Consider the following 22,834-nt stretch of genomic DNA (forward strand, 5'->3'; position numbering starts at 1 on the left):
AGGGCAGCTCGGTCATGCAGACTCGTGTCGTCATCGTGCCTGGTTGGCGCGACTCCGGGCCCGGCCATTGGCAGAGCCTGTGGGAAGAGCGCATTCCGGGCGCAGCGCGCGTGGTGCAGGACGACTGGGCCTCGCCCAAGCGCGAAGCCTGGGTGAGCACACTGGCCAGGCTGGTGCTCGACAGCCCCGGCCCGGTGGTGATCGCCGCGCACAGCCTGGGCTGCATCGCCACGGCGCACCTGCCGCCCGAGGCGGCCGCGCGCATCCGCGGCGCGCTGCTGGTGGCGCCGGCCGACCCCGAGCGCCGCGCCGTGTTGTCCGATTTCGCACCCGTGCCTTATGCCGCGCTGCCGTACCGCAGCATCGTGGTGGCCAGCAGCAACGACCCGTACTGTCCGATCCGCCTGGCAGGCGCATATTCGCGCGCCTGGGGCAGCGAATTCGTCCGGATGCAGAATGCGGGCCACATCAACATCGATTCGGGGCACGGGGACTGGCCGCTGGGCCTTGCCTTGCTCCAGTCGCTGACCGACGAGCCCGCCGCATGGTCGGCGGGCCGTGAATTTTCAGAGAACCTCGCAACCACATGACTTCCAGAATCAAGACCTTCGTCGCCGTGCTCGCGCTGGCGTCCTCCGCACTCGCCGGCAGCACCGCCTTCGCACAGGGCACCTCGCTGCTGAACGCCTCCTACGACGTGGCGCGCGAGTTCTACAAGGACTACAACGCGGCCTTCGTGGCGCACTACAAGAAGGCCACCGGCAAGGACGTGAAGATCGACCAGTCGCACGGCGGCTCCAGCGCGCAGGCCCGCGCGGTGGCCGACGGCCTCGACGCCGACGTGGTGACGATGAACACCTCCACCGACATCGACTTCCTCGCCAACGCCGGTGTGGTCGCGAAGGACTGGAACAAGAAATTCCCCGAGAACGCATCGCCGACCACGTCGACCATGCTGTTCCTGGTGCGCAACGGCAACCCCAAGGGCATCAAGGACTGGGACGACCTGGTCAAGCCCGGCGTGCAGGTTGTGATCGTCAACCCCAAGACCGGCGGCAACGGCCGCTACGCCTACCTGGCCGCCTGGGGCTACATCAAGAAGAAGGGCGGCACCGATGCCCAGGCCGCCGAGTTCGTCGGCAAGCTGTTCAAGAACGTGCCGGTGCTGGCACGCGGCGGGCGCGACGCGACCACCGCCTTCCTGCAGCGCAACATCGGCGACGCGCTGATCACCTTCGAATCGGAAGTGGTCTCCATCGACCGCGAATTCGGCACCGGCAAGGTCGACTCGGTCTATCCGTCGATCAGCATCGTGGCCGAGAACCCGGTGGCCGTGGTCGAGCGCACCGTCAACAAGAAGGGCACCGGCGAGCTCGCCAAGGCCTACCTCGACTGGCTGTATTCCGAAGAAGCGCAGGAAATCGCCGCCAAGCACGCGCTGCGCCCGCGCTCGCAGACAGTGCTCAAGAAGTACGCCGCGACCTTCAAGCCGCTGCAGCTCTTCACGGTGCAGGAACTCTTCGGCAGCCTCGGCGAAGCGCAGAAGGTGCACTTCAACGACGGCGGCCAGTTCGACAAGCTGTACACGCCCGGCGCGAAGTAAATGAGCGGCGCTGTGACTTCGGCGCTCCCGTCGGCGGGAGCGCCTTTTTCTCGTGCCAACCGGGCAGGCGGCGCCAAGCGCGTGCTGCCCGGTTTCCACATCACGCTGGGCTTTTCGATTCTTTATCTGAGCCTGATCGTGCTGATCCCGCTGTCGGCGCTGGTCTTCAAGACCTTCACGCTGAGCTGGGAGCAGTTCTGGGTGGCCGTGACCGCGCCGCGCGTGATGGCTTCCTACCGGCTGACCTTCGGCGCATCGCTGCTGGCCGCCATCGTGAACGCGGTATTCGGCCTGCTGGTGGCCTGGGTGCTGGTGCGCTACAAGTTTCCGGGCAAGCGCATCGTCGACGCGCTGGTCGATCTGCCTTTCGCGCTGCCCACGGCCGTGGCCGGCATTTCGCTGACCGCGCTGCTCGCGGGCAACGGCTGGATCGGCCAGCTGCTGGAGCCGCACGGCATCAAGCTGGCCTTCACGCCGGCGGGCGTGGTGATCGCGCTGATCTTCATCGGGCTGCCCTTCGTGGTGCGCACGGTGCAGCCGGTGCTGGAAGACGCCGAGAAGGAACTGGAAGAAGCCGCCACCTCGCTGGGCGCGACGCGTCTGCAGACCTTCACCAAGGTGATCTTCCCGTCGATCGCGCCTGCGCTGCTGACGGGCTTTGCCATGGCCTTCGCCCGCGCCATCGGCGAGTACGGCTCGGTGATCTTCATCGCCGGCAACATGCCGATGATCTCGGAGATCACGCCGCTCATCATCATCGGCAAGCTGGAGCAGTACGACTACGCGGGTGCCACCGCGGTCGCGCTGGTGATGCTGGTCATTTCCTTCGTGCTGCTGCTGGTCATCAACGGCCTGCAGGCATGGCAGCGTCGTCGCGGAGGGGCCTGACATGAGCGCACCAACCAAAGTCGTTCGCCGTGCTCAGGCCGGCACCACCGAAGCCGCCTGGGTGCGCTGGCTGCTGATCGCGCTTGCCCTCGGGTTCATGTTCCTGTTCCTCGTGCTGCCGCTGGCCGCCGTGGCGACCGAGGCGCTGCGCAAGGGCGTCACCGCCTACCTCGACGCGCTGAAGGAACCCGATGCCTGGAGCGCCATCCGCCTCACGCTGATCACGGCCGCCATCGCGGTGCCGATGAACCTGGTGTTCGGTGTGGCCGGCGCCTGGGCTATCGCCAAGTTCGAGTTCCGCGGCAAGGCGCTGCTGACCACGCTGGTCGACCTGCCGTTCGCGGTGTCGCCGGTGGTGGCGGGCCTGATCTACGTGCTGGTGTTCGGCGCACAGGGCTGGCTGGGCCCGTGGCTGGCCGAGCACGACATCAAGATCATCTTCGCGGTACCTGGCATCGTGCTGGCGACCGTGTTCGTGACCTTCCCGTTCATCGCGCGCGAGCTCGTGCCGCTGATGCAGGCGCAGGGCACCGACGAGGAGCAGGCCGCCATCGTGCTCGGTGCGACCGGCTGGCAGACCTTCTGGCGCGTGACGCTGCCCAACATCAAGTGGGGCCTGCTGTACGGCGTCATTTTGTGCAACGCGCGCGCCATGGGCGAGTTCGGCGCGGTGTCGGTGGTGTCTGGCCACATCCGCGGCCAGACCAACACCATGCCGCTGCACGTGGAAGTGCTCTACAACGAATACCAGTCGGTGGCCGCCTTCGCCGTGGCTTCGCTGCTGGCGATCCTGGCGCTGGTCACGCTGGTGATCAAGTCGGTGATCGAATGGCGCCACGAGCGCGAGATGAAGGCCATTGCCGAGCTGCCGCCGGAACGCCCCCCTGAAGCCACTGCGGCCTGAGAGAGTGAGAGAGAAGAAATCATGAGCATCGAAATCCGCAACATCAGCAAGCAGTTCGGCGACTTCCGCGCGCTGCGCGACGTGAGCCTCGACGTCGATTCGGGCGAGCTGGTCGCTCTGCTCGGCCCCTCGGGCTGCGGCAAGACCACGCTGCTGCGCATCATCGCGGGGCTGGAGACGGCCGACACCGGCAGCATTCTTTTCTCGGGCGAGGACACCACCGACGTGCACGTGCGCGAGCGGCAGGTGGGCTTCGTGTTCCAGCATTACGCGCTGTTCCGCCACATGACGGTGTTCGAGAACGTGGCCTTCGGCCTGCGCGTGAAGCCGCGCAAGGAGCGCCCGAGCGACGCGCAGATCAGGCAGAAGGTGACAGACCTGCTCAAGCTGGTGCAACTCGACTGGCTGGCCGACCGCTATCCCTCGCAGCTCTCCGGCGGCCAGCGCCAGCGCATCGCGCTGGCCCGCGCGCTGGCGGTGGAGCCCAAGGTGCTTCTGCTCGACGAACCCTTCGGCGCGCTCGACGCCAAGGTGCGCAAGGAACTGCGCCGCTGGCTGCGCCGGCTGCACGACGAGCTGCATGTCACCTCCATCTTCGTCACGCACGACCAGGAAGAGGCGCTCGAGGTAGCCGACCGCGTGGTGGTCATCAACAAGGGCCAGATCGAACAGGTCGGCTCGCCGCAGGAAGTGTGGGACCAGCCCGCCAGCCCCTTCGTCTACGGCTTCCTCGGCGACGTGAACCTGTTCCACGGCCGTGCCGACAACGGCGCGGTGCAGCTCGACGGCATGCGCCTCGAGTCTCCCGAACACAGCGGCGCGCGCGACGCCAAGGCGCGTGCTTATGTGCGCCCGCATGACATCGACGTGACACCCTACGTGAACGGCGCCTCGGGCATCGTCGCCACGCTGTCGCGCGCGATCGTCGTCGGACCCATTGCGCGGTTGGAACTTGAGCCCACGGAATCGAATCCAGATAATCCGGGCTCCGGAACCATCATCGAAGCGCAACTCCCTGCGCAACAGTTCCGCGATCTGGGCTTGAAGGAGGGCGACACGGTCGTCGCCAATCCGCGCAAGGCCAGAGTGTTCGTAGAAGAAGATTGGGTATCTCCTTGATCGATTGGTACTTCGGCGCGCCGCGCCGCGCGTTCGGGCTGATCTGCCTGGCCTGTGTCCTGATGCTGGCCTTCGGGCTCTACCTGCAGCACGTGGTCGGGCTCGAACCCTGTCCCATGTGCATCGTGCAGCGCTACGCTCTGGTGCTGGTGGCGCTGTTCACCGGACTGGCCGGCGTGTTCCGCAACGTGGGCCTGCGTGTGGTGAGCGGCGTGCTGGCGCTGCTGGCCGCTTTCGGCGGCGCCTACACGGCGGCCTCGCAGAGCTGGCTGCAGTGGTATCCGCCCGAAGTCGTCACCTGCGGGCGCGACCTCTACGGGATGATCGAGACCTTCCCGCTGAAGCGCGCTCTGCCGATGATCTTCCGCGGCGGTGGCGACTGCTCGAAAGTCGACTGGTCGCTCTTCGGCCTGACGCTGGCGAACTGGTCGTTCATCGCGTTCGTGGTTCTGTCGCTGATGCTGATCACGCTGCTGGTTCGCTCGCGTCGCGCGCGCTGAGACGGTCGCGCAAAGAAAACGCCGCCCGACGGGCGGCGTTTTTGCGTTCTCGAAGAGAGCGAGGCGGATTCGCCTCAGTTGAACCAGCCCTGGCCCGAGAAGCCGCAAGCCATTTCTTCCAGCAGGCTGCGCCAGTACCAGCGGGCCGAGCAGCTGTTGACCATCGCGGTGTTCATGGGCTGAGCCGTTTCGGTCTTGGCGGCAGGCGCGACGAAGCTCAGCAAGTCCTGCTGGGCCGAAACCCCTTCCACCTTCGTCTTCGAAGCGGGCGCGCCGATACTGGCGATGACGCCCGTCGTCTGCAGCATGTCGCTGTCCTGCGGGGTATGTGCCGCGCCCGCAATACCGCTGAAAGCCAGCAGCGTCGCAATTGCACCGGCCAGGGCTGCATTGCGCAGCAGCGTGTTCGACTGTTTGAATTTCATGGTCGTTTCCCTTAATTGAATACGTCGGAAAAGTGATGCCCCGGCCGCGAAAAAAGATATTCGCGGGCCCATTGGCATCTGCTGTGGCGGGCGGCTTTCAGTGCGCTGCCCAATTGCCAATGTAGGAGGGCAATTCGCGTGCATACAGTGCCTAAAGTCACGATCCGGCCGGGGTGTGGGCCGCAGGGCGTTCCCTTGTAAGAGGATGGTGTCAATGCACTGCGCAGGTCTTTAAAAGTCCTTCAGCAAACGCGGCTAGGATCGTGCGAAAACCGTGGAGCTTCTCCGGAACTTCTTTTCCGGCGCCGAATTCTTCTTGAAGGAAAGCGGCCCGCCCCGGAGCCTTTCATCCATTTCCTTCCGCATGCCCAATAACCCACCCCGGCGATCGCGCAAATACCTGATCGGCATTGCCTTTTTCATCGTGCTGGTCGTCATCGCCTCTTCATGGCTGCGGCCGGCGAAAAAAAGCGAATACCTCACCGCCACGGTGCAGCGCACCGATCTCGAGAACGCGGTGCTCGCCACCGGCGTGCTGCAGGCGCTCAAGCAGGTGGAGGTGGGCGCTCAGGTGAGCGGCCAGCTCAAGTCGCTGAAGGTGGTGCTCGGGCAGACGGTGAAGAAGGGCGACTGGCTCGCCGAGATCGACCCCGTCATCTCGCAGAACACCCTGGCGCAGGAGCAGGCCAGGCTCGACAACCTGCAGGCGCAGAAGCTCGCGAAGGAAGTGCGCGTCAAGCAGGCGCAGCTCACCTGGACTCGGCAGCAGGAAATGCTCGCGCAGGACGCCGCCGCCAGGCAGGACATGGAGAGCGCCGACGCCGAACTACGCGCACTGCGTGCAGACGCGGTGTCGCTCGAGGCTCAGATCCGCCAGCAGAAGCTGGCCGTCGCCTCGGCGCAGCAGAACCTGTCGTACACGCGCATCGTCGCGCCCATCGACGGCGACGTCGTCTCCATCAACACGCTCGAAGGCCAGACCGTGGTCGCCGCTTTTCAGGTGCCCACGCTGATGAAGCTGGCCGACCTGTCGACCATGACCGTGAAGGCGCAGGTGTCCGAGGCCGACGTGGTGCGCGTGAAGCCGGGGCAGCCGGTGTACTTCACCATCCTCGGCGACCCCGACAAGCGCTATCACGGCACGCTGCGCGCGGTGCAGCCTTCGCCGGAGAAGATCAACAACGCCGTGTTCTTCAACGCGCTGTTCGACGTGCCCAACCCCGACCGCACGCTGCGCGTGGACATGACGGCGCAGGTCGCGATCCTGCTGGGCGAGGCCAGGCAGGCGCTGACGGTGCCGCTCACGGCGCTGGGCGCGCGCGACAAGGACGGCCGCCAGGAGGTGCGCGTGCTCAAGCCCGACCAGACCGTGGAGACGCGCAAGGTGCGCGTCGGCATCTCCAACAACTTCCAGGCGCAGGTGCTCGAAGGCCTGAAGGAGGGCGACAGCGTCATCACCGGCGACGCCTCGGCGGTACCCGAGCGCGGCGAGACCGCCGACAACGGCGGCGGACGGGGCAAGCCTCAATGACGCAGCCGCTGCTCAGCCTGCGCGGCATCGGCCGCAGCTTTCCCTCGGGCGAGCAGGAAGTGCAGGTGCTGAAGGACGTGAACCTCGACGTCGGCAGCGGCGAAATGCTGGCCATCGTCGGCGCCTCGGGTTCGGGCAAGTCGACGCTGATGAACATCCTGGGCTGCCTCGACCGGCCGAGCACGGGCTCCTACACCGTCTCCGGCCAGGACGTGGGGGCGCTCGACAGCGACGCGCTGGCCGAACTGCGGCGCGAGCACTTCGGCTTCATCTTCCAGCGCTACCACCTGATGCAGCACCTGACGGCCACCGGCAACGTCGAGGTGCCCGCGGTGTACGCCGGCACCGACGGCCAGGCGCGCGACTCGCGTGCGCGCCAGCTGCTCGCGCGGCTCGGGCTGGGCGACCGCACCGAGCACCGGCCCAGCCAGCTCTCGGGCGGCCAGCAGCAGCGCGTGAGCATCGCGCGCGCGCTCATGAATGGCGGGCAGGTGATCCTGGCGGACGAGCCGACCGGTGCGCTCGACAGCCGCAGCGGCCAGGAGGTGATCGGCATCCTGCGCGAGCTGCATGCCCAGGGCCACACGATCATCATCGTGACGCACGACATGCAGGTGGCGAGCTGCACCGAACGCATCATCGAGATCGCCGATGGCGTGATCGTGGGCGACAGGCCGAACGTGCCGAGTGTGCCGACCGTGGCGGCCCCGGCGCAGGAGGCTTCGCAGGCCGAAGGCGACCCTTCGGCTGCGATGACGAAGCCCGGGCTGGGCATCGCCCGCTTCAACACCGGCTGGGCCCGCTTCGCGGAAGCCTTCCGCATGGCCTGGCGCTCGATGATGGCGCACCGCATGCGCACGGCGCTCACCATGCTGGGCATCGTCATCGGCATCACTTCGGTGGTGTCGATCGTGGCGATAGGAGAGGGCGCCAAGCGCTACGTGCTGTCGGACATCCGCGCCATCGGCACCAACACGCTCGATGTGTACCCGGGCCGCGACTTCGGCGACGACAAGGCGTCGAGCATCCGCACGCTGATACCTCCCGACCTCGACGCCATCGCGGCGCAGCCCTACGTTCACAGCGTGACGCCCGTGACCTCGCGCAGCCTGCGGCTGCGCTACCGCAGCGTGGACATCAACGGCACGGTCAACGGCGTGAGCGACAGTTTCTTCCGCGTGCGCGACATGCAGATGGCCAGCGGCGCGGCCTTCACCGCCTCCGACGTGCGCCACCAGTCGCAGGTGGTTGTTATCGACCAGAACACGCGGCGCAAGCTGTTTCCCGACGGAACCGAACCGGTGGGCAAGATCATCCTCGTGGGCAGCCTGCCATGCACGGTGATCGGCGTGGCGCAGGAGAAGAAGACGGTGTTCGGCGACGGCAACAAGTCGCTCAACCTCTGGCTGCCCTACAGCACGGGCGCGAGCCGGCTCTTCGGGCAGCAGCACTTCGACAACATCACGGTGCGCATCCGCGACGACCAGCCCACCAAGGCGGCCGAGGACAGCATCGTCAAGCTGCTCACGCTGCGCCACGGCACCAAGGATTTCTTCACCTTCAACATGGACAGCATCGTCAAGACGGCGGAACGCACCAGCCAGTCGCTGACGCTGCTGCTGTCGCTCATCGCGGTGATCTCGCTGGTGGTGGGCGGCATCGGCGTGATGAACATCATGCTGGTGTCGGTGACCGAGCGCACCCGCGAGATCGGCATCCGCATGGCGGTGGGCGCGCGCCAGAGCGACGTGCTGCAGCAGTTCCTGACCGAGGCGGTGCTGGTGTGCCTGGTGGGCGGCCTGATCGGTGTGACGCTCTCGTACGGCATCAGCTTTCTCTTTTCGCTTCTCGTCAAGCAATGGCAGATGATCTTTTCAATCGGCGCCGTGGTTTCGGCGTTTCTCTGTGCATCGCTGATCGGCGTGCTGTTCGGCTACCTGCCAGCGCGCAACGCGGCGCGGCTGGACCCCATCGAGGCGCTGGCTCGTGAGTAAGGCGCATGTTCTTTCCCTGGCCTCGGTGGCCATCGCGGTGCTCGCCCTGGGCGGCTGCACACTGTTCCAGCCGGAGCAGCGCGCCCAGCGGCCGTTCGACATTCCGCCGCGCTGGCAGCAGTCGGCTTCGCCCGCGACCACCGGGGCCGCGGTGGCGCTGTCCGCCAACTGGTGGACGGCCTTCGATGATCCGCAGCTCGACCGGCTGATCGACAACGCACTGCGCACCAATAACAACCTGGCGGTGGCCGGCATCCGCGTGCAGCGCGCTCAGCTGCAAGCCGGGCTCACGAACACGAATCTCACGCCGGGCGTGATCGGGCAGGCCAGCACCAGCCGCAGCTACGACCTCAAGCGCGGCGGCGTCGCCGGCTCGGCGTCGAACTCGTCAGTGGCGCTGAGCTACGAGATCGACCTGTGGGGCCGGCTCTCGGCGCTGCGCAGCGCCGCCGACTGGGAGCTGAAGGCCACCGAGTCCGACCGGCAGGCGACTGCGCTGTCATTGATCGGCACCGTGGCGGGGCTCTATTGGCAGACCGGCTACCTGAACCAGCGCATCGCGCTGAGCGAGGCGGGCATGGAAGACGGCCGGCGCATCCTCGCGCTGGCGCGGGTCAAATACGCGGCGGGCGCGGTGTCGGGGCTGGACGTGGCGCAGGCCGGCCAGAATCTCGCGACGCAGGAAGCCGCCCACACTCAACTGCTGCAGCAGCGCGTGGAGGCACGCAACGCGCTGGCGATCCTGTTCGACCAGCCGCCGGAGCCGATGGCCGCCGAGCCGGCGCAACTGCCCGACATCGCATTGCCCTCCATCGATGCCGGCGTGCCCGCGAGCCTGCTGGGCCGCCGCCCCGACCTGCGCGCTGCCGAGCAGCGCCTGCGCAGCGCGCTGGCAAACGTAGACGCCACGCGCACCGGCTTCTATCCCACGCTGAGCCTGACGGGCACGCTGGGCACGTCGAGCACCGCGCTCGGCGAACTGCTGAAGAACCCCGTCGGCACGCTGGGCGCCGGGCTGACGCTGCCGTTCCTGCAATGGAATACCGCGCGGCTGACGGTGGCCGTGTCGCAGACGCAGTACGAAGAGGCGGTGGTGGGCTTCAGGCAGTCGCTGTACACGGCGCTGTCGGAGGTCGAGAACGCGTTGTCGTCACGCACGCAGCTGCGTGCCGAAAGCGAGAGCCTGGTGCTGGCGCTGCAGGAGGCACAGCGCGCCGAGCGCCTGTCGGAAGTGCGCTACCGCGCGGGGGCGACCGCGCTGCAGCCGGTGCTCGACGCGAAGGACAGGCGCCGCGCGGCCGAGGTGTCGCTGGCGCAGAACCGGCTGAACCAGCTCAACGCGACGATGACGCTCTACAAGGCGCTGGGCGGGGCGGCCGACGCGTCGTAGCCGGACGGCTTCCTCAGTCCTGGAACGGCGGCTTCTTCGCCAGCTTGCGCAGCAGCAGCAGGGGCAGGCGCAGCACGAACTCGACCATAAGCCGTGTGTGCATCCAGGTGAGCAGCACGTTGTCGCGGCCATAGCGGAAGTGCGAGACGCCGCCTTCCTCGGCCGTCAGGTATTTCACCGGTGCGTCGATGTTGACCGGCTTCACGCCGCGCCAGGCCAGCCGCACGACGGCCTCGGTGTCGAAGTCGAAGCGGCGCATCCAGGGCTGGCGCGCCATCACCGCGATCAGGTCGGTCACCGGATACACGCGAAAACCGTAGAGCGAATCGCCGACGCCCGCGAACAGGGTTTCGAGCTGCGTCCAGCCGTTCGACACGCGCCGGCCGCGCACGCGCAGCAGCGGCGCGCTGGCGTCGAACACCGGGCGGCCGAGCACCATGGTTTCGGGGCGAGCCAGCGAGGCTTGCATGAAGGCGGGGATCAGGTCGGCCGGATGCTGGCCGTCGGAGTCCATCGTCAGCGCGTGGGTGAAGCCGGCCTCCTTCGCGGCGCGCAGGCCGTGCAGCACGGCTGAGCCCTTGCCCTGGTTCTGCGGCAGCACCCACACGCGCAGGCCCGGGTCGCCCTCGGCCATCTGTTGCAGGCGCTCGCCGGTGCCGTCGTCGCTGCCGTCGACCACCACCCACACCGGGTTCCATTGCGCGCGCGCGGCGGCGACCGTGGAGAACAGGCGCTCGCCGGTGTTGTAGCTGGGGATCAGGACAAGGTGTGTGCGCGAGGCGTCTGGCATTCGGGGGACGCGTCGGTGGCGCGCTGCTCCATGTTTTGTCGGAAGTATTGTTCGAGTTCGGCCTGCAGCACGTCGCTGTCCTGCGTGGGCGCGAAGCGCTTGCCCAGCCGCAGCCTGAAGACGATGGGCAGCGGCGGCACGCGCCACAGCGGCCAGCCCTTGGCGAGGTAGGGCGAGTCGGTGTCGATGAACACCGTCTGGATCGGCGCCTGCGCCAGCTTGGCGATCAGCGTGGTGCCCGGGCGGAACGGGTTGAGCGGCGGCGTCACCGTGCGGGTGCCCTCGGGGAAGATCACCAGCTGGCCGCCGTTGCGCAGGTCGTTCACCGCCAGCCGCACCATGGTGCGTGCCGACTTGTTGCTGATGTAGCGCGCCAGCCGGGCGCCCGCGCCCAGGAAGATGTTGCCCATCAGGTCGGCCTTCATGATGCAGGCGCTGCGCGGCAGCCGCGCCACCAGCAGCAGCGCGTCGAGCATGGTCGGGTGGTTGGCCACGAAGATCACGCCGGGCTCCTTGCTCATCGGGTCGAGGCAGCTGGCGTCGATGCGCATCATGCCGGTCACCGAGGCCAGCCACCAGAACATGCGGTAGGCGAAGGCGATGGTCATGCGGCCCAGGGCACGGGCGGGCGCCGCCGGCATCACCGGATGGATGAGCATGGCGAAGATGTTCCAGACCAGCGAAATCAGGCCGAGAAACAGCAGCAGCGCATAGAGCATCAACGCGAGCGGAATCGACGTGAGAAATCTCAGCACGCGGTTCATTGAATCGGTCAATCGGACGGAAGGACGGAACGGCCGGGCAATAGCCGGTCAGGCCCGCAGCTGCCCCGCGGCGACGGCGTGGGCCTCGATCTCGACCAGCAGGTCGCTGCGGCAGATGTCCGCCTCGAGATATACGGCGTGGCGAGCCATCGGCGCGTCGGCGCCCAGCGCTTCCTCGATGACGGCGCGCACCGTGGCGGTGTCGGAAGGGTGCCGCACGTAGACCACGCAGTCGAGCCCGGCCAGCGAGAAGGTCGCGCTGCAGCGCTCGTTCGCGGCTGTGATGACGGCCTGCAGGTTACGCAAGGTCTCGCGCGTCTGCTCTTGCACGTCGCCATGGTGCACGGTCTCGTGGCCGACGATGCTCGCGGTGCCGGAGATGAAGAGGGCGAGGTTGCCGTCGCCGGTGTCAGCCAGCGCGGCGCGGGAGAAGGTCGGAGAGCGGGGGCCGTAGGTTTCGGGATAGCGGTAGGCCGAAACCTGCCGCGGATTCTCGACCGGCAGCGGCGCCTGCTGGCCGGCCAGGAAGCGGATCGACAGCGCACCCTGGTGGATGCCCAGCGCGCAGGCGGCCGGCGCGCCTTCGAAGGCTGCGCGGCCGGCTTCGAGGAAAGCTTCCTGGCGGCCCAGGTTGAACTGGCGGTAGCGCTCCAGGCCGCCGCCGTCGGCGTTGATCTGCGGCAGGTAGTTCCAGATGCGCTGCAGGTGCGGCGTGCCGGCCTGGTCCAGCGTCTTGAAAAGATCGCGGTAGGCGCGGTGCGCGAGTTCGGCCAGGCCCTGCTTCTCGGCGGATTCGTCGAGGTCGATGGCGCCGAGCAGCCAGTGGCCGTCGGTGCGCCAGCGCGCGATGCCGGTGGTGCCCGACTTGATCTGCGCACCGCCCGCGTGCCACACGTCGGCCATGGCGCCGCTGTCGGAGAGCACGCGCGCGTTGACCGTCGGCATCCAGGCCACGCCGTGCGGCGTGCCGTAGCCGAGCGCGGCGAAGGGGGCCTTGCCGTCGGTCGCCAGCGCCAGGCTGGCCGGCAGCGACAGGCGCTCGACGCGCAGATGGGTCTCGTGGCGCTGCGGCAAGGTGGCGTGCGACGGGGTGTCGGGATTCCCGGGCCCGACGGAAGGCGATGGCGTCATCGAACAATTATCACCAAAAGCATTGACCCGAATTCCGGCCTCCAGGGCCGGCGTTGTGTGCGCCGGACAGTAAACTCGGGGCTGCTCGGATTGACACAGAAACACAGGACAGCGAGATAGAAAGCCATGGCCGGACATAGCAAGTGGGCGAATATTCAGCACCGGAAGGGCCGCCAGGACGAGAAGCGGGGCAAGCTCTGGACCCGCGCGATCCGCGAAATCACGGTAGCCGCCCGCGCCGGCGGCGCCGATCTGGGCGCCAACCCCCGGCTGCGGCTGGCGGTTGAAAAGGCCAAGGCCGTCAACCTGCCCATCGACACCATCAAGCGCAACATCGACAAGGCCACGGGCAACCTCGAAGGCGTCAATTACGAAGAAATTCGTTACGAAGGGTACGGCATCGGCGGCGCGGCAATCATCGTCGACACCATGACCGACAACCGCGTGCGCACCGTGGCCGAAGTGCGCCACGCCTTCTCCAAGCACGGCGGCAACATGGGCACCGAAGGCTCGGTGGCCTTCCAGTTCAAGCACTGCGGCCAGATCATCTTCGCGCCCGGCACCAGCGAGGACAAGGTGATGGAAGCGGCCCTCGAGGCGGGCGCGGAAGACGTTGTCACCGACGACGACGGCGCCATCGAGGTGATCACCTCCGTAGCCGAATTCGAGGCCGTGAAGAACGCGCTCGAAGCCGCCGGCCTGAAGCCCGACGCCGCCGAAGTCACCATGCGCGCCGAGAACACGGTGGAAGTGACCGGCGAGGACGCCGCAAGAATGCAGAAGCTGCTCGACGTGCTCGAGGACCTGGACGATGTGCAGGACGTCTATCACAACGCCTCGCTGTCCGAGTGAGCTGCCGTCGTCGAATGAATGTTTGTTGAATCACAGCGAGAAATGAAGGCCCGCGAATGAAGGTACTGGTAATTGGGGGAGGGGGCCGCGAACACGCTCTGGCATGGCGCCTGGCGCAGGCCGCACGGGTGAGCCGCGTGTACGTGGCGCCGGGCAATGGCGGCACCGCCAGCGACGAGCGCTACGACTGCATCGACATCACCGAGCCCGCCGCGCTGCGCGAGTGGGCCATCAAGGAAAAGATCGCGCTGACGGTGGTCGGTCCCGAGGCGCCGCTGGCGGCCGGCGTGGTCGACGAGTTCCGCGCGCACGGCCTGCGCATCTTCGGCCCGACCCAGGCCGCCGCGCAGCTCGAAAGCTCGAAGGCCTTCTCCAAGGCCTTCATGAAGCGCCACAAGATCCCGACGGCCGAGTACGAGGCCTTCACCGACGCCGCAGCCGCGCACGCCTACATCGACGCCAAGGGCGCCCCCATCGTCGTCAAGGCCGACGGCCTGGCAGCCGGCAAGGGCGTGGTGGTCGCCATGACGGCCGAGGAAGCGCACGAGGCCGTCGACTTCATGCTGGTCGACAACAAGTTCGGCGTGTCCCACAACGAAGGCGGCGCGCGCGTCGTCATCGAGGAATTCCTGCAGGGCGAGGAAGCCAGCTTCATCGTGCTGTGCGACGGCAAGAACGTGACCGCGCTGGCCACCAGCCAGGACCACAAGCGCCTGCTGGACAACGACGAAGGCCCCAACACCGGCGGCATGGGCGCGTATTCGCCCGCGCCGGTGGTCACGGCCGAGGTGCATGCGCGCGCCATGCGCGAGATCATCCTGCCGACCATCCGCGGCATGGAAAAGGACGGCATCCCGTACACCGGCTTCCTGTACGCCGGCCTCATGATCGACGCGGCCGGCCACCCCAAGACGCTCGAATTCAACTGCCGCATGGGCGACCCCGAGACGCAGCCGATCATGATGCGGCTCAAGTCCGACCTGTTCGAAGTCTTCTGGCACGCCACCGACGGCACGCTCGACCAGGTCGAACTGCAGTGGGACCGCCGCGTGGCGATGGGCGTGGTCATGGCCGCGCACGGCTATCCGCTGTCGCCGCGCAAGGGCGACCGCATCACCGGCATTCCGGCCGAGGCGCCCGATGCGGTGGTATTCCACGCGGGCACCACGCTCGACAACGGCGAGCTCAAGACCAGCGGCGGCCGGGTGCTGTGCGTGACCGTTCTGGCCGACAGCGTGAAGCAGGCGCAGCAGCGGGCCTATGAGGTCGCGGCGCGCGTCAGCTTCGATGGCGCCCAGTACCGCAAGGACATCGGCTTCCGCGCGGTGCACGCACGCAACCCCCACGGCAGCTGATGCAGCAGGCCAATCCGGCGGCGGTCGGCGAGTACCTGCGCGGACTGCAGCAGTCGATCATCGCGGCTGTCGAGAAGGCCGACGGCGGCACCTGCGTGCGCGATGCCTGGCAGAAGGCGCCCGGCGAGCCGCTGCAGGGCAACGGCCTGACCTGCATCCTCGAAGGCGGCGAGCTCTTCGAGCGCGCGGGCTGCGGTTTCTCGCAGGTGCGCGGTCCGAAGCTGCCGCCCTCGGCGACGCAGAACCGCCCCGAGTTGGCGGGCGCGCCCTTCGAGGCGATGGGCGTGTCGCTGGTGTTCCATCCGCGCAATCCGTACGTGCCAATCGTCCACATGAACGTGCGCATGCTCGCCGCGCTCCCCGAGGGCAAGGAACCGGTCTGCTGGTTCGGCGGCGGCATGGACCTCACGCCCTGCTACGGTTTCGAGGAAGACGCGCTGCACTTCCACACCGTGTGCCGCGATTCGCTTGCCGCGTTCGGCGACGACAAGTACCCGCGCTTCAAGACCTGGTGCGACGAGTATTTCTTCCTCAAGCACCGCAACGAGCAGCGCGGCGTCGGCGGCATCTTCTTCGACGATTTCTCCGAAGGCGGCTTCGAGAACAGCTTCGCGATGATCCGCTCGGTGGGCGACAGCTTCCTGCCGGCCTACCTGCCCATCGTCGAGCGCCGCCGCGCCACGCCATACACGGAGCGTGAGCGCAACTTCCAGCTCTACCGGCGTGGCCGGTACGTGGAATTCAACCTCGTGTGGGACCGCGGCACGCACTTCGGCCTGCAATCGGGCGGGCGCACGGAATCGATCCTGCTGTCGATGCCGCCGCTGGCGAGTTGGGCCTACCAGCAGCAGCCCGAGCCGGGCAGCCCCGAAGCCGCGCTCTACAGCGACTTCATCGTGCGGCGAGATTGGTTGTGAACTCTCCTCCCGGTAAGGTGCAACGCCGCATCGGCGTGTTTGGCGGCGCGTTCGATCCACCGCACAACGCCCACGTGGCCCTTGCCGAAGCCGCGCTGGCGCAGCTCGATCTCGACGAGCTGCATGTGATTCCCACCGGCCTGGCCTGGCACAAGAGCAGGGCGCTCACGCCGAAGGAGGATCGCCTCGCCATGGCCCGGCTGGCCTTCGGCGACCTGAAGGGCACCATCGTCGTCGACAGCCGCGAGGTGCTGCGCGACGGCCCCACCTACACGCTCGACACCCTGCACGAACTGCAGCGCGAGCAGCCGGGTGCCCAGCTGGTGCTGATCATGGGCGCCGACCAGGCCAGCGCGCTGCCGACCTGGCACGGCTGGCAGGATATACTCGGCATTGCTATTGTTTCTGTAGCGTATCGCGCACTATCGACGGGTAACACTGCCCGTTTTGATCCGAAATCACTGCCCGGCCTTCCTGCTGGCGCGCGTTTCGAGGCGCTCGAACTGCCTCCCATGGACATCAGCGCCACCGAGATCCGGCGGCGCGCGGCGCTCGGCGTGGACATTTCCTCGCTGGTTCCTCCCACGGTTGCACGCTATATTGACCAACACCACCTCTACCGCACTGCCTGATGACCACTGAAGCCGCCGCCAAGAAAGACACCCAGAAACTCCAGCGAGCCATCATCGATGGCCTCGAAGACGTCAAGGCGCAGGACATCCAGGTATTCGACACCGAGCATCTCTCGCCACTGTTCGAGCGTGTGATCGTTGCCTCGGGCACCTCCAACCGCCAGACCAAGGCGCTGGCCGCCAGTGTGCGCGACGCGGTACGCGAGGCCGGCTTCGCCAAGCCGCGCGTGGAGGGTGAGGACAACGGCGAGTGGATCATCGTGGACTGCGGTTCGGCCGTCGCGCACATCATGCAGCCCGCCATCCGCCAGTACTACCACCTGGAAGAGATCTGGGGCGACAAGCCGGTGCGCGCCAAGCTCGGCGGCACCAAGCCCGCGGTAGCCACCGCCTCCAAGGCCGGCGCCGAAGAGAAGAAGGCCGCCGCCAAGGCCCCGACGCTGCGCCGTTCGAGCGCCGCCAAGACCGCGATCCGCGCGGCCGAGCAGGAAGCCAAGGCCGCGAAGGCCCCGGCCAAGAAGACGGCTGCGAAGAAGGCTCCCGCCAAGAAGGCCGCAACCACCACCGCGCGCGTGCCGGTCAAGGTCGTGGGCAAGCCCGCCGCCAAGAAGCCGGCGGCAAAGAAGACCACGGCCGCCAGGAAGGCGCCAGCCCGCCGCGCATGAAGCTGCTGGTGGTCGCCGTCGGGCAGCGCATGCCCGATTGGGCACAGACTGCCTGGGACGACTACGCCAAGCGCTTTCCGCCCGAGCTCAAGCTCGAACTGCGCGCGGTCAAGACCGAGCCGCGCGGTTCAAAGACGCTGGAAACCCTCTACGCCGCCGAGCGCGAGCGCATCGAAGGCGCCATTGCGCGCGGAATGCGCATCGTGGTGCTCGACGAGCGAGGTACCGCGCTGACCACCAAGGCGCTCGCCGCGCGCCTGCAGACCTGGCAGGGCGAGGGCGATGACGTAGCCCTCGTCATCGGCGGGCCCGACGGGCTCGACCCGGCCTTCAAGGCGGCGGCGCACGAACGCATCCGGCTATCCGACCTCACGCTGCCGCACGCGATGGCGCGCGTGCTGCTGGTCGAGCAGTTGTACCGTGCGTGGTCGGTCAACGCGGGCCATCCCTACCACCGCGAATGACGAACGCCGCCGGGCACGTCGCGTTGCTCGACGAACGGGGCCATGCGCTGGTGCCGGCGCTGCTGCCGGCCGAACTCCTGGATGCCGCCGCGCGGTCGCTCGACGACCGGCTGGGCCACGCGGCGGGCAGCCGCAACCTGCTGGCCCATCCGTTTTGCAGCGACATCGCGGTTCGCCTGAAAGCGCGGCTGTGCGGCATGGGCCTGCTCGATGCCCGGTCGGTAGCCGTGCAATGCACGCTCTTCGACAAGACGCCCGACAGCAACTGGCTGGTCGCGCTGCACCAGGACACGTCGATCCCGGCCTCGGGCGCCGGCATGGCCGCCGTCATCAAGGAGGGCGAGCCCTACGTACAGCCTCCGATCGACGTCCTGCAATCGCTGCTCGCTGTTCGGGTGCATCTGGACGACTGCGGCGCCGACGCAGGACCGCTGCGCGTCGTGCCGGGCAGCCACCGCGCCGGTCGGCTCGATGGCGAGGAAGCGCTGGCGCTGCGAGCCGCCCATGGAGAAACCGTCTGCACCGCGGCGCAAGGCGATGTCTTGCTGATGCGCCCCTTGCTGCTGCATGCCTCGTCGCGCGCGAAATCGCCGGCGCGTCGCCGCGTCCTTCATTTTCTTTTCGGACCTCCGGGCCTGCCGCACGAGCTGGCCTGGAACCACACGGTGGCCGGCGATCAGCCGAGTCCACGGGAGACTTGAACCTTGCCCGATTTCATCTACCTCGCCTCGCAGAGCCCGCGCCGCGCCCAGTTGCTCGGCCAGCTCGGAGTGCGCCACGAACTGCTGCTGGCCGATGCCGACGAGGATGCCGAATCGCTGGAAGCCGTGCTGCCCAACGAAGCCCCGGCCACCTACGTGCAGCGCGTCACCGGCCTGAAGCTCGACGCCGCCGTGGCCCGGATGCGCAGGCGCGGCCTGCCCGACGCGCCGGTGCTTTGCGCCGACACCACGGTCGCGCTCGGCCGCACCATCCTCGGCAAGCCGGAGGACGAAAAGGACGCCTCTCGCATGCTGCGGATGCTCTCGGGCACCACCCACCGCGTGCTGACCGCCGTGGCGCTGCATCACGGCAGAAAGAGCCATGCCGCGCTCAGCGTGTCGCGCGTGCGCTTCGCCGACATCACGAAGCCGCAGATCGCCCGCTACGCCGAAAGCGGCGAGCCGCTGGGCAAGGCCGGCGCGTACGCCATCCAGGGCGCAGCGGCGGCGTTCGTCGAGCACATCAGCGGGTCCTATTCGGGCATCATGGGCCTCCCCATGTTCGAGACCGCACAACTCTTGCGGCAGGCGGGGATGCTCAAGTGAATACGCCATGACACTCAAGACCGCATTCTTTTTCAGGGCCGCCGCGGAACCGGCTTCGCCGGGCCGCTGGCGGCGCCCCCCTGCAGGGGGGTGGGCGAAGCGACACGAAGTGCGCGCAGCCTGGGGGGCGAACCTATGAGTCAAGACATATTGATCAATTGGTCTCCGCAGGAGACCCGCGTAGCGCTGATCGAGCACGGTGCGGTGCAGGAACTGCACGTCGAGCGCACGCTGGAGCGCGGGCTGGTCGGCAACATCTACCTGGGCAAGGTGTCGCGCGTGCTGCCGGGCATGCAGTCGGCCTTCATCGACATCGGCCTGGAGCGCACTGCCTTCCTGCATGTCGCCGACATCGTCGCGCCGTTCACGCCGGGCTCGCGCCCCAGCGCCCCGGCACCCGAGCGCGACCACCGCAACGGCGGACCGATGGTGCCCATCGAGAAGCAGGTGTTCGAAGGCCAGTCGCTGCTGGTGCAGGTCATCAAGGATCCCATCGGCACCAAGGGCGCCCGGCTTTCCACGCAGATCAGCATCGCCGGGCGGCTGCTGGTGTTCCTGCCGCAGGACAACCACATCGGCGTGTCGCAGAAGATCCCGGCCGAGCAGCGCGAGTCGCTGCGCACCCGCATGCTGGCGCTCATCGAGGCGGCTGCCGCGGCCGACAGCGGCGGCGCGGTGCCGGCCAACACGGGCGGCTTCATCCTGCGCACCAACGGCGAAGACTCCAGCGACGCGGAGCTTGCCGAAGACATCGCTTACCTGCGCAAGACCTGGTCGCGCATCCGCGAAGCCTCGATGCGCATGCCGCCGATGTCGCTGCTGCACCAGGACCTGAGCCTGCTTCAGCGCGTGCTGCGCGACATGACGGGCGAGGAGACGCAGACCATCCGCATCGACTCGCGCGAGCAGTTCGAGCTGCTTTTGAAGTTCGGCCTCGAATACATGCCCAAGGCAGCGGGCAAGCTGCAGCACTACAAGGGCGAGCGCCCGATCTTCGACCTGTACTCGGTCGACGAGGAAATCGCCAAGGCGCTGGGCCGGCGGGTCGACCTCAAGTCGGGCGGCTATCTGGTGGTCGATCAGACCGAGGCCCTGACCACGGTGGACGTGAACACCGGCGGCTTCGTCGGCGCGCGCAACTTCGACGACACCATCTTCAAGACCAACCTGGAAGCAGCGCAGGCCATCGCGCGGCAGCTGCGGCTGCGCAACCTGGGCGGGATCATCATCGTCGACTTCATCGACATGGGCCGCGACGACCACCGCGAGCAGGTGCTGGCGGAGTTCCGCAAGCAGCTCGCGCGCGACCGCGTGAAGACCACGGCGGGCGGCTTCTCGCAACTGGGGCTGGTGGAGATGACGCGCAAGCGCACGCGCGAATCGCTGGCGCACATGTTGTGCGAACCCTGCATCGCCTGCGGCGGGCAGGGCATCGTGAAGACCGCGCGCAGCGTGGCCTACGACGTGATGCGTGAAATCTTGCGCGAGGCGCGTCAGTTCACGCCGCGCGAGTTCCGCATCGTCTCGTCGCCGCAGGTGATCGAGCTCTTCCTCGACGAGGAAAGCCAGCACCTGGCGGGTTTGAGCGACTTCATCGGCAAGCCGATCTCGCTGCAGGCCGAGCCGGCTATCGGGCAGGGGCAGTACGACATCGTGCTGCTCTGACCGGGCAGGATCACAGCGTCGGATCCTGCCCCGGCGGTGCGCTTCGCACGGCCAGCGTCTGCAGCCGCGCATACAGCCCGTCGAGCGCCATCAGCTGTTCGTGGCTGCCTTGCTCGGCGATGCGGCCTTGCTCCATCACGATGATCCGGTCGGCGTGCTGGATGGTCGAAAGGCGGTGCGCCACGATCAGCGTGGTGCGGTTCTGCATCAGGCGCTGCAGGGCGTCCTGCACCAGGCGCTCGGATTCGGTGTCGAGGGCAGACGTCGCCTCGTCGAGCAGCAGCACGGGCGCATTCTTGTAGAGGGCGCGGGCGATAGCCAGGCGCTGGCGCTGACCTCCGGAGAGCTGCGTGGCGTTATGGCCCAGCACGGTGTCGATGCCCTGGGGCAGGTTCTCGACGTGCGAGTTCAGGTTGGCCGCTGCTATGCATTGCTGCACGCGCTCGCGGTCGATCTCGGCGCCAAGCGCCACGTTGGCTGCCAGCGTGTCGTTGAGCATCACCACGTCCTGGCTCACCATCGCGAACTGGGCGCGCAGGCTCTTGAGCTGCCATTCGCTGGTGTCGTGGCCATCGAGCAGCACCTGGCCGCCGCTGGGCTGCACGAAGCGCGGCAGCAGGTTGACCAGCGTGGTCTTGCCCGAACCCGAGGGGCCCACGAAGGCCACCACCTGGCCAGGCTCGATGGTCAGGCTCACGCCGTCGAGCGCGCGCTGCTCGTCGTCGCCGCGGTAGCTGACCCGCACGTCGCGCAGCTCGATGCGGCCCTGGGCATGTTCGAGGCTGAAGCTGCCTTGCGACTCTGGCGCCACTTCGTCGATGAGGATCAGCCCGCGCTCCAGCGCGGCGAGGCCGCGCGTGATCGGGCCGGCCACTTCGGCAAGGCGGCGGATCGGCGCGATCAGCATCAGCATGGCCGTGATGTAGGCCACGAAGCCGCCCACGGTGAATCCCTGCTTGCCGCTTTGCCACAGCGCGATCATCACCACCACCGAGAGCGCGAGCGAGGCCATCATCTGCGTGAGCGGCGTGGTGGCCGCCTGGGCGATGGTCGACTTCACGGCCAGCCGGTTCAGGCGCTGGCTGAGCTGCTCGAAGCGGCGGCCCTGTGCGCCTTCGGCGCCGTGCAGCCGCACCACGCGGTGGGCGAGCACGTTTTCCTCGACCACGTAGGCCAGCTCGTCGGTGGCCTGCTGGCCCTGCTGCGTCAGGCGGTAGAGCCGCTTGGAAAACACCTTCATGATCCAGGAGATGCTGGGCACCAGGAAGGCGACGATGAGCGTGAGCTTCCAGTTCAGGTAGACCAGATAGCCCAGCAGCGCAATCAGCGTGAAACCGTCGCGCGTGAGCCCGAGCAGCGCCTGCACCAGCAGCATCGCACCGGTCTGCACTTCATAGACGACCGTGTTCGAAAGCGCGCTGGCCGACTGACGGGCGAACAGCGCGAGCTCGGCGCCCAGCAGCCGCTCGAACAGCACCCGCCGCAGCTTCTGCATGCCCTCGTTGGCGATGCGCGAGAGCGCGTACTGCGAAATGAACTGGGCGATGCCGCGCACCGCGAACAGCAGCAGCACGGCGGCGGGCACGAACCACAGGGGCATCTGGCCGCGCGTGAAGCCGCGGTCGAGCAGCGGCTTGAGCAAGGCTGCCATCAGCGGTTCGGTGACGGCGGCGAGCAGTGCCCCGATCAGTCCGAGGGCCCACCATTGACGGGAGCCGCCAAACCAGGTCATGAGTCGCGCCAGGCGGCGCATCAGGGGAGGGCGCGCGTTCTCGGCGCCGGGGGATGCTTGCATGGCGGCGGATTTTACGGGGCGGGCCTTTGCAGGCCCGGTGCTGCCCCGTCTGTAGGACCGGATCGACGGATAAACGTTTTGTGACGGCAGGCCCTGGCCAGTGTGTAACATGTCGGCCGTTGAAGCCGGGGAGAACTTTTTCA

23 protein-coding genes are annotated in these 22,834 nt (G+C 67.6%); 18 read left to right on the top strand and 5 right to left on the bottom strand.

Annotation, left to right across the window (positions count from 1 at the left end; translation table 11 throughout):
- The first annotated feature begins 14 nt into the window (after positions 1 to 14).
- From ABL838_RS14310 to ABL838_RS14335, 6 genes are read left to right on the top strand one after another with little or no spacing between them, the layout of a single operon-like run.
- The gene (locus ABL838_RS14310; RefSeq protein WP_184638215.1) at positions 15 to 590 is read left to right on the top strand and encodes an RBBP9/YdeN family alpha/beta hydrolase; all 576 of its coding nucleotides are present in this window, start codon (positions 15 to 17) and stop codon (positions 588 to 590) included.
- On the top strand, positions 587 to 1,603 hold the full coding sequence (locus ABL838_RS14315) for a sulfate ABC transporter substrate-binding protein (RefSeq protein ID WP_418125701.1): 1,017 nt from the start codon (positions 587 to 589) through the stop codon (positions 1,601 to 1,603). The genes ABL838_RS14310 and ABL838_RS14315 overlap by 4 nt, the downstream gene beginning before the upstream one ends.
- A complete protein-coding gene (gene cysT, locus ABL838_RS14320) occupies positions 1,604 to 2,491 on the top strand; it encodes a sulfate ABC transporter permease subunit CysT (protein WP_126019390.1) in 888 nt (295 codons plus the stop codon).
- A gap of 1 nt (position 2,492) precedes the next feature.
- On the top strand, positions 2,493 to 3,395 hold the full coding sequence (gene cysW / locus ABL838_RS14325; RefSeq protein ID WP_418125702.1) for a sulfate ABC transporter permease subunit CysW: 903 nt from the start codon (positions 2,493 to 2,495) through the stop codon (positions 3,393 to 3,395).
- 21 nt (positions 3,396 to 3,416) lie between these two features.
- On the top strand, positions 3,417 to 4,514 hold the full coding sequence (locus tag ABL838_RS14330) for a sulfate/molybdate ABC transporter ATP-binding protein (RefSeq protein WP_126019394.1): 1,098 nt from the start codon (positions 3,417 to 3,419) through the stop codon (positions 4,512 to 4,514).
- Positions 4,511 to 5,014 (top strand): disulfide bond formation protein B, encoded by a 504-nt coding sequence (locus tag ABL838_RS14335; protein ID WP_126019397.1) that lies wholly within the window; start codon positions 4,511 to 4,513, stop codon positions 5,012 to 5,014. The genes ABL838_RS14330 and ABL838_RS14335 overlap by 4 nt, the downstream gene beginning before the upstream one ends.
- A 74-nt stretch (positions 5,015 to 5,088) precedes the next feature.
- Here ABL838_RS14335 and ABL838_RS14340 read toward each other — a convergent pair whose 3' ends face one another.
- Entirely contained in the window at positions 5,089 to 5,439 is a 351-nt protein-coding gene (locus ABL838_RS14340) for a hypothetical protein (protein WP_418125703.1), read from the bottom strand.
- Between the two features lie 364 nt (positions 5,440 to 5,803).
- Between ABL838_RS14340 and macA the strand changes: the two genes are divergently transcribed.
- From macA to ABL838_RS14355, 3 genes are read left to right on the top strand one after another with little or no spacing between them, the layout of a single operon-like run.
- Positions 5,804 to 6,970 (top strand): macrolide transporter subunit MacA, encoded by a 1,167-nt coding sequence (macA, locus tag ABL838_RS14345; RefSeq protein ID WP_418125704.1) that lies wholly within the window; start codon positions 5,804 to 5,806, stop codon positions 6,968 to 6,970.
- Entirely contained in the window at positions 6,967 to 8,964 is a 1,998-nt protein-coding gene (gene macB / locus ABL838_RS14350; protein WP_184638199.1) for a macrolide ABC transporter ATP-binding protein/permease MacB, read from the top strand. Before macA ends, macB begins: the two co-directional genes overlap by 4 nt.
- The gene (locus tag ABL838_RS14355; protein WP_418125705.1) at positions 8,957 to 10,354 is read left to right on the top strand and encodes an efflux transporter outer membrane subunit; all 1,398 of its coding nucleotides are present in this window, start codon (positions 8,957 to 8,959) and stop codon (positions 10,352 to 10,354) included. Before macB ends, ABL838_RS14355 begins: the two co-directional genes overlap by 8 nt.
- 13 nt (positions 10,355 to 10,367) lie before the next feature.
- Here ABL838_RS14355 and ABL838_RS14360 read toward each other — a convergent pair whose 3' ends face one another.
- From ABL838_RS14360 to ABL838_RS14370, 3 genes are read right to left on the bottom strand one after another with little or no spacing between them, the layout of a single operon-like run.
- Complete coding sequence (locus ABL838_RS14360) at positions 10,368 to 11,144, bottom strand: glycosyltransferase family 2 protein (RefSeq protein ID WP_418125706.1); 777 nt, start codon at positions 11,142 to 11,144, stop codon at positions 10,368 to 10,370.
- The gene (locus tag ABL838_RS14365) at positions 11,111 to 11,908 is read right to left on the bottom strand and encodes a lysophospholipid acyltransferase family protein (protein WP_418125707.1); all 798 of its coding nucleotides are present in this window, start codon (positions 11,906 to 11,908) and stop codon (positions 11,111 to 11,113) included. The genes ABL838_RS14360 and ABL838_RS14365 overlap by 34 nt, the downstream gene beginning before the upstream one ends.
- A 48-nt stretch (positions 11,909 to 11,956) precedes the next feature.
- On the bottom strand, positions 11,957 to 13,039 hold the full coding sequence (locus ABL838_RS14370; protein ID WP_240650476.1) for a Rid family hydrolase: 1,083 nt from the start codon (positions 13,037 to 13,039) through the stop codon (positions 11,957 to 11,959).
- 126 nt (positions 13,040 to 13,165) lie between these two features.
- Between ABL838_RS14370 and ABL838_RS14375 the strand changes: the two genes are divergently transcribed.
- From ABL838_RS14375 to rng, 9 genes are all read left to right on the top strand, one after another.
- Positions 13,166 to 13,891, top strand: a complete 726-nt coding sequence (locus ABL838_RS14375) for a YebC/PmpR family DNA-binding transcriptional regulator (RefSeq protein WP_126019416.1) — start codon at positions 13,166 to 13,168, stop codon at positions 13,889 to 13,891.
- Positions 13,892 to 13,947: 56 nt separating this feature from the next.
- Positions 13,948 to 15,246: a phosphoribosylamine--glycine ligase gene (purD, locus tag ABL838_RS14380; RefSeq protein WP_126019418.1), complete on the top strand. Its 1,299-nt coding sequence runs from the start codon at positions 13,948 to 13,950 to the stop codon at positions 15,244 to 15,246.
- Positions 15,246 to 16,163: an oxygen-dependent coproporphyrinogen oxidase gene (gene hemF / locus ABL838_RS14385; RefSeq protein WP_418125709.1), complete on the top strand. Its 918-nt coding sequence runs from the start codon at positions 15,246 to 15,248 to the stop codon at positions 16,161 to 16,163. The genes purD and hemF overlap by 1 nt, the downstream gene beginning before the upstream one ends.
- Before the next feature lie 17 nt (positions 16,164 to 16,180).
- Positions 16,181 to 16,795, top strand: coding sequence for a nicotinate (nicotinamide) nucleotide adenylyltransferase (gene nadD, locus ABL838_RS14390; RefSeq protein ID WP_418125710.1), 615 nt, complete (start codon positions 16,181 to 16,183; stop codon positions 16,793 to 16,795).
- Entirely contained in the window at positions 16,795 to 17,460 is a 666-nt protein-coding gene (gene rsfS, locus ABL838_RS14395; protein ID WP_126019424.1) for a ribosome silencing factor, read from the top strand. The genes nadD and rsfS overlap by 1 nt, the downstream gene beginning before the upstream one ends.
- Positions 17,457 to 17,924 carry a 23S rRNA (pseudouridine(1915)-N(3))-methyltransferase RlmH gene (rlmH, locus tag ABL838_RS14400; protein ID WP_070060813.1) on the top strand — a complete coding sequence of 156 codons (468 nt, stop codon included), beginning with the start codon at positions 17,457 to 17,459 and terminating at the stop codon, positions 17,922 to 17,924. Before rsfS ends, rlmH begins: the two co-directional genes overlap by 4 nt.
- Positions 17,921 to 18,625, top strand: a complete 705-nt coding sequence (locus ABL838_RS14405; RefSeq protein WP_418125711.1) for a phytanoyl-CoA dioxygenase family protein — start codon at positions 17,921 to 17,923, stop codon at positions 18,623 to 18,625. The genes rlmH and ABL838_RS14405 overlap by 4 nt, the downstream gene beginning before the upstream one ends.
- A gap of 3 nt (positions 18,626 to 18,628) precedes the next feature.
- Positions 18,629 to 19,231, top strand: coding sequence for a Maf family protein (locus ABL838_RS14410; RefSeq protein WP_184638187.1), 603 nt, complete (start codon positions 18,629 to 18,631; stop codon positions 19,229 to 19,231).
- Between the two features lie 135 nt (positions 19,232 to 19,366).
- Positions 19,367 to 20,896, top strand: coding sequence for a ribonuclease G (rng, locus tag ABL838_RS14415; protein WP_418125713.1), 1,530 nt, complete (start codon positions 19,367 to 19,369; stop codon positions 20,894 to 20,896).
- A gap of 10 nt (positions 20,897 to 20,906) precedes the next feature.
- Here rng and msbA read toward each other — a convergent pair whose 3' ends face one another.
- The gene (gene msbA / locus ABL838_RS14420) at positions 20,907 to 22,691 is read right to left on the bottom strand and encodes a lipid A export permease/ATP-binding protein MsbA (RefSeq protein ID WP_418125714.1); all 1,785 of its coding nucleotides are present in this window, start codon (positions 22,689 to 22,691) and stop codon (positions 20,907 to 20,909) included.
- Between the last annotated feature and the right edge of the window lie 143 nt (positions 22,692 to 22,834).

The sequence above is a fragment of the Variovorax sp. 160MFSha2.1 genome (genome assembly GCF_048305075.1).
GTDB classification, from domain to species: domain Bacteria; phylum Pseudomonadota; class Gammaproteobacteria; order Burkholderiales; family Burkholderiaceae_C; genus Variovorax; species Variovorax guangxiensis.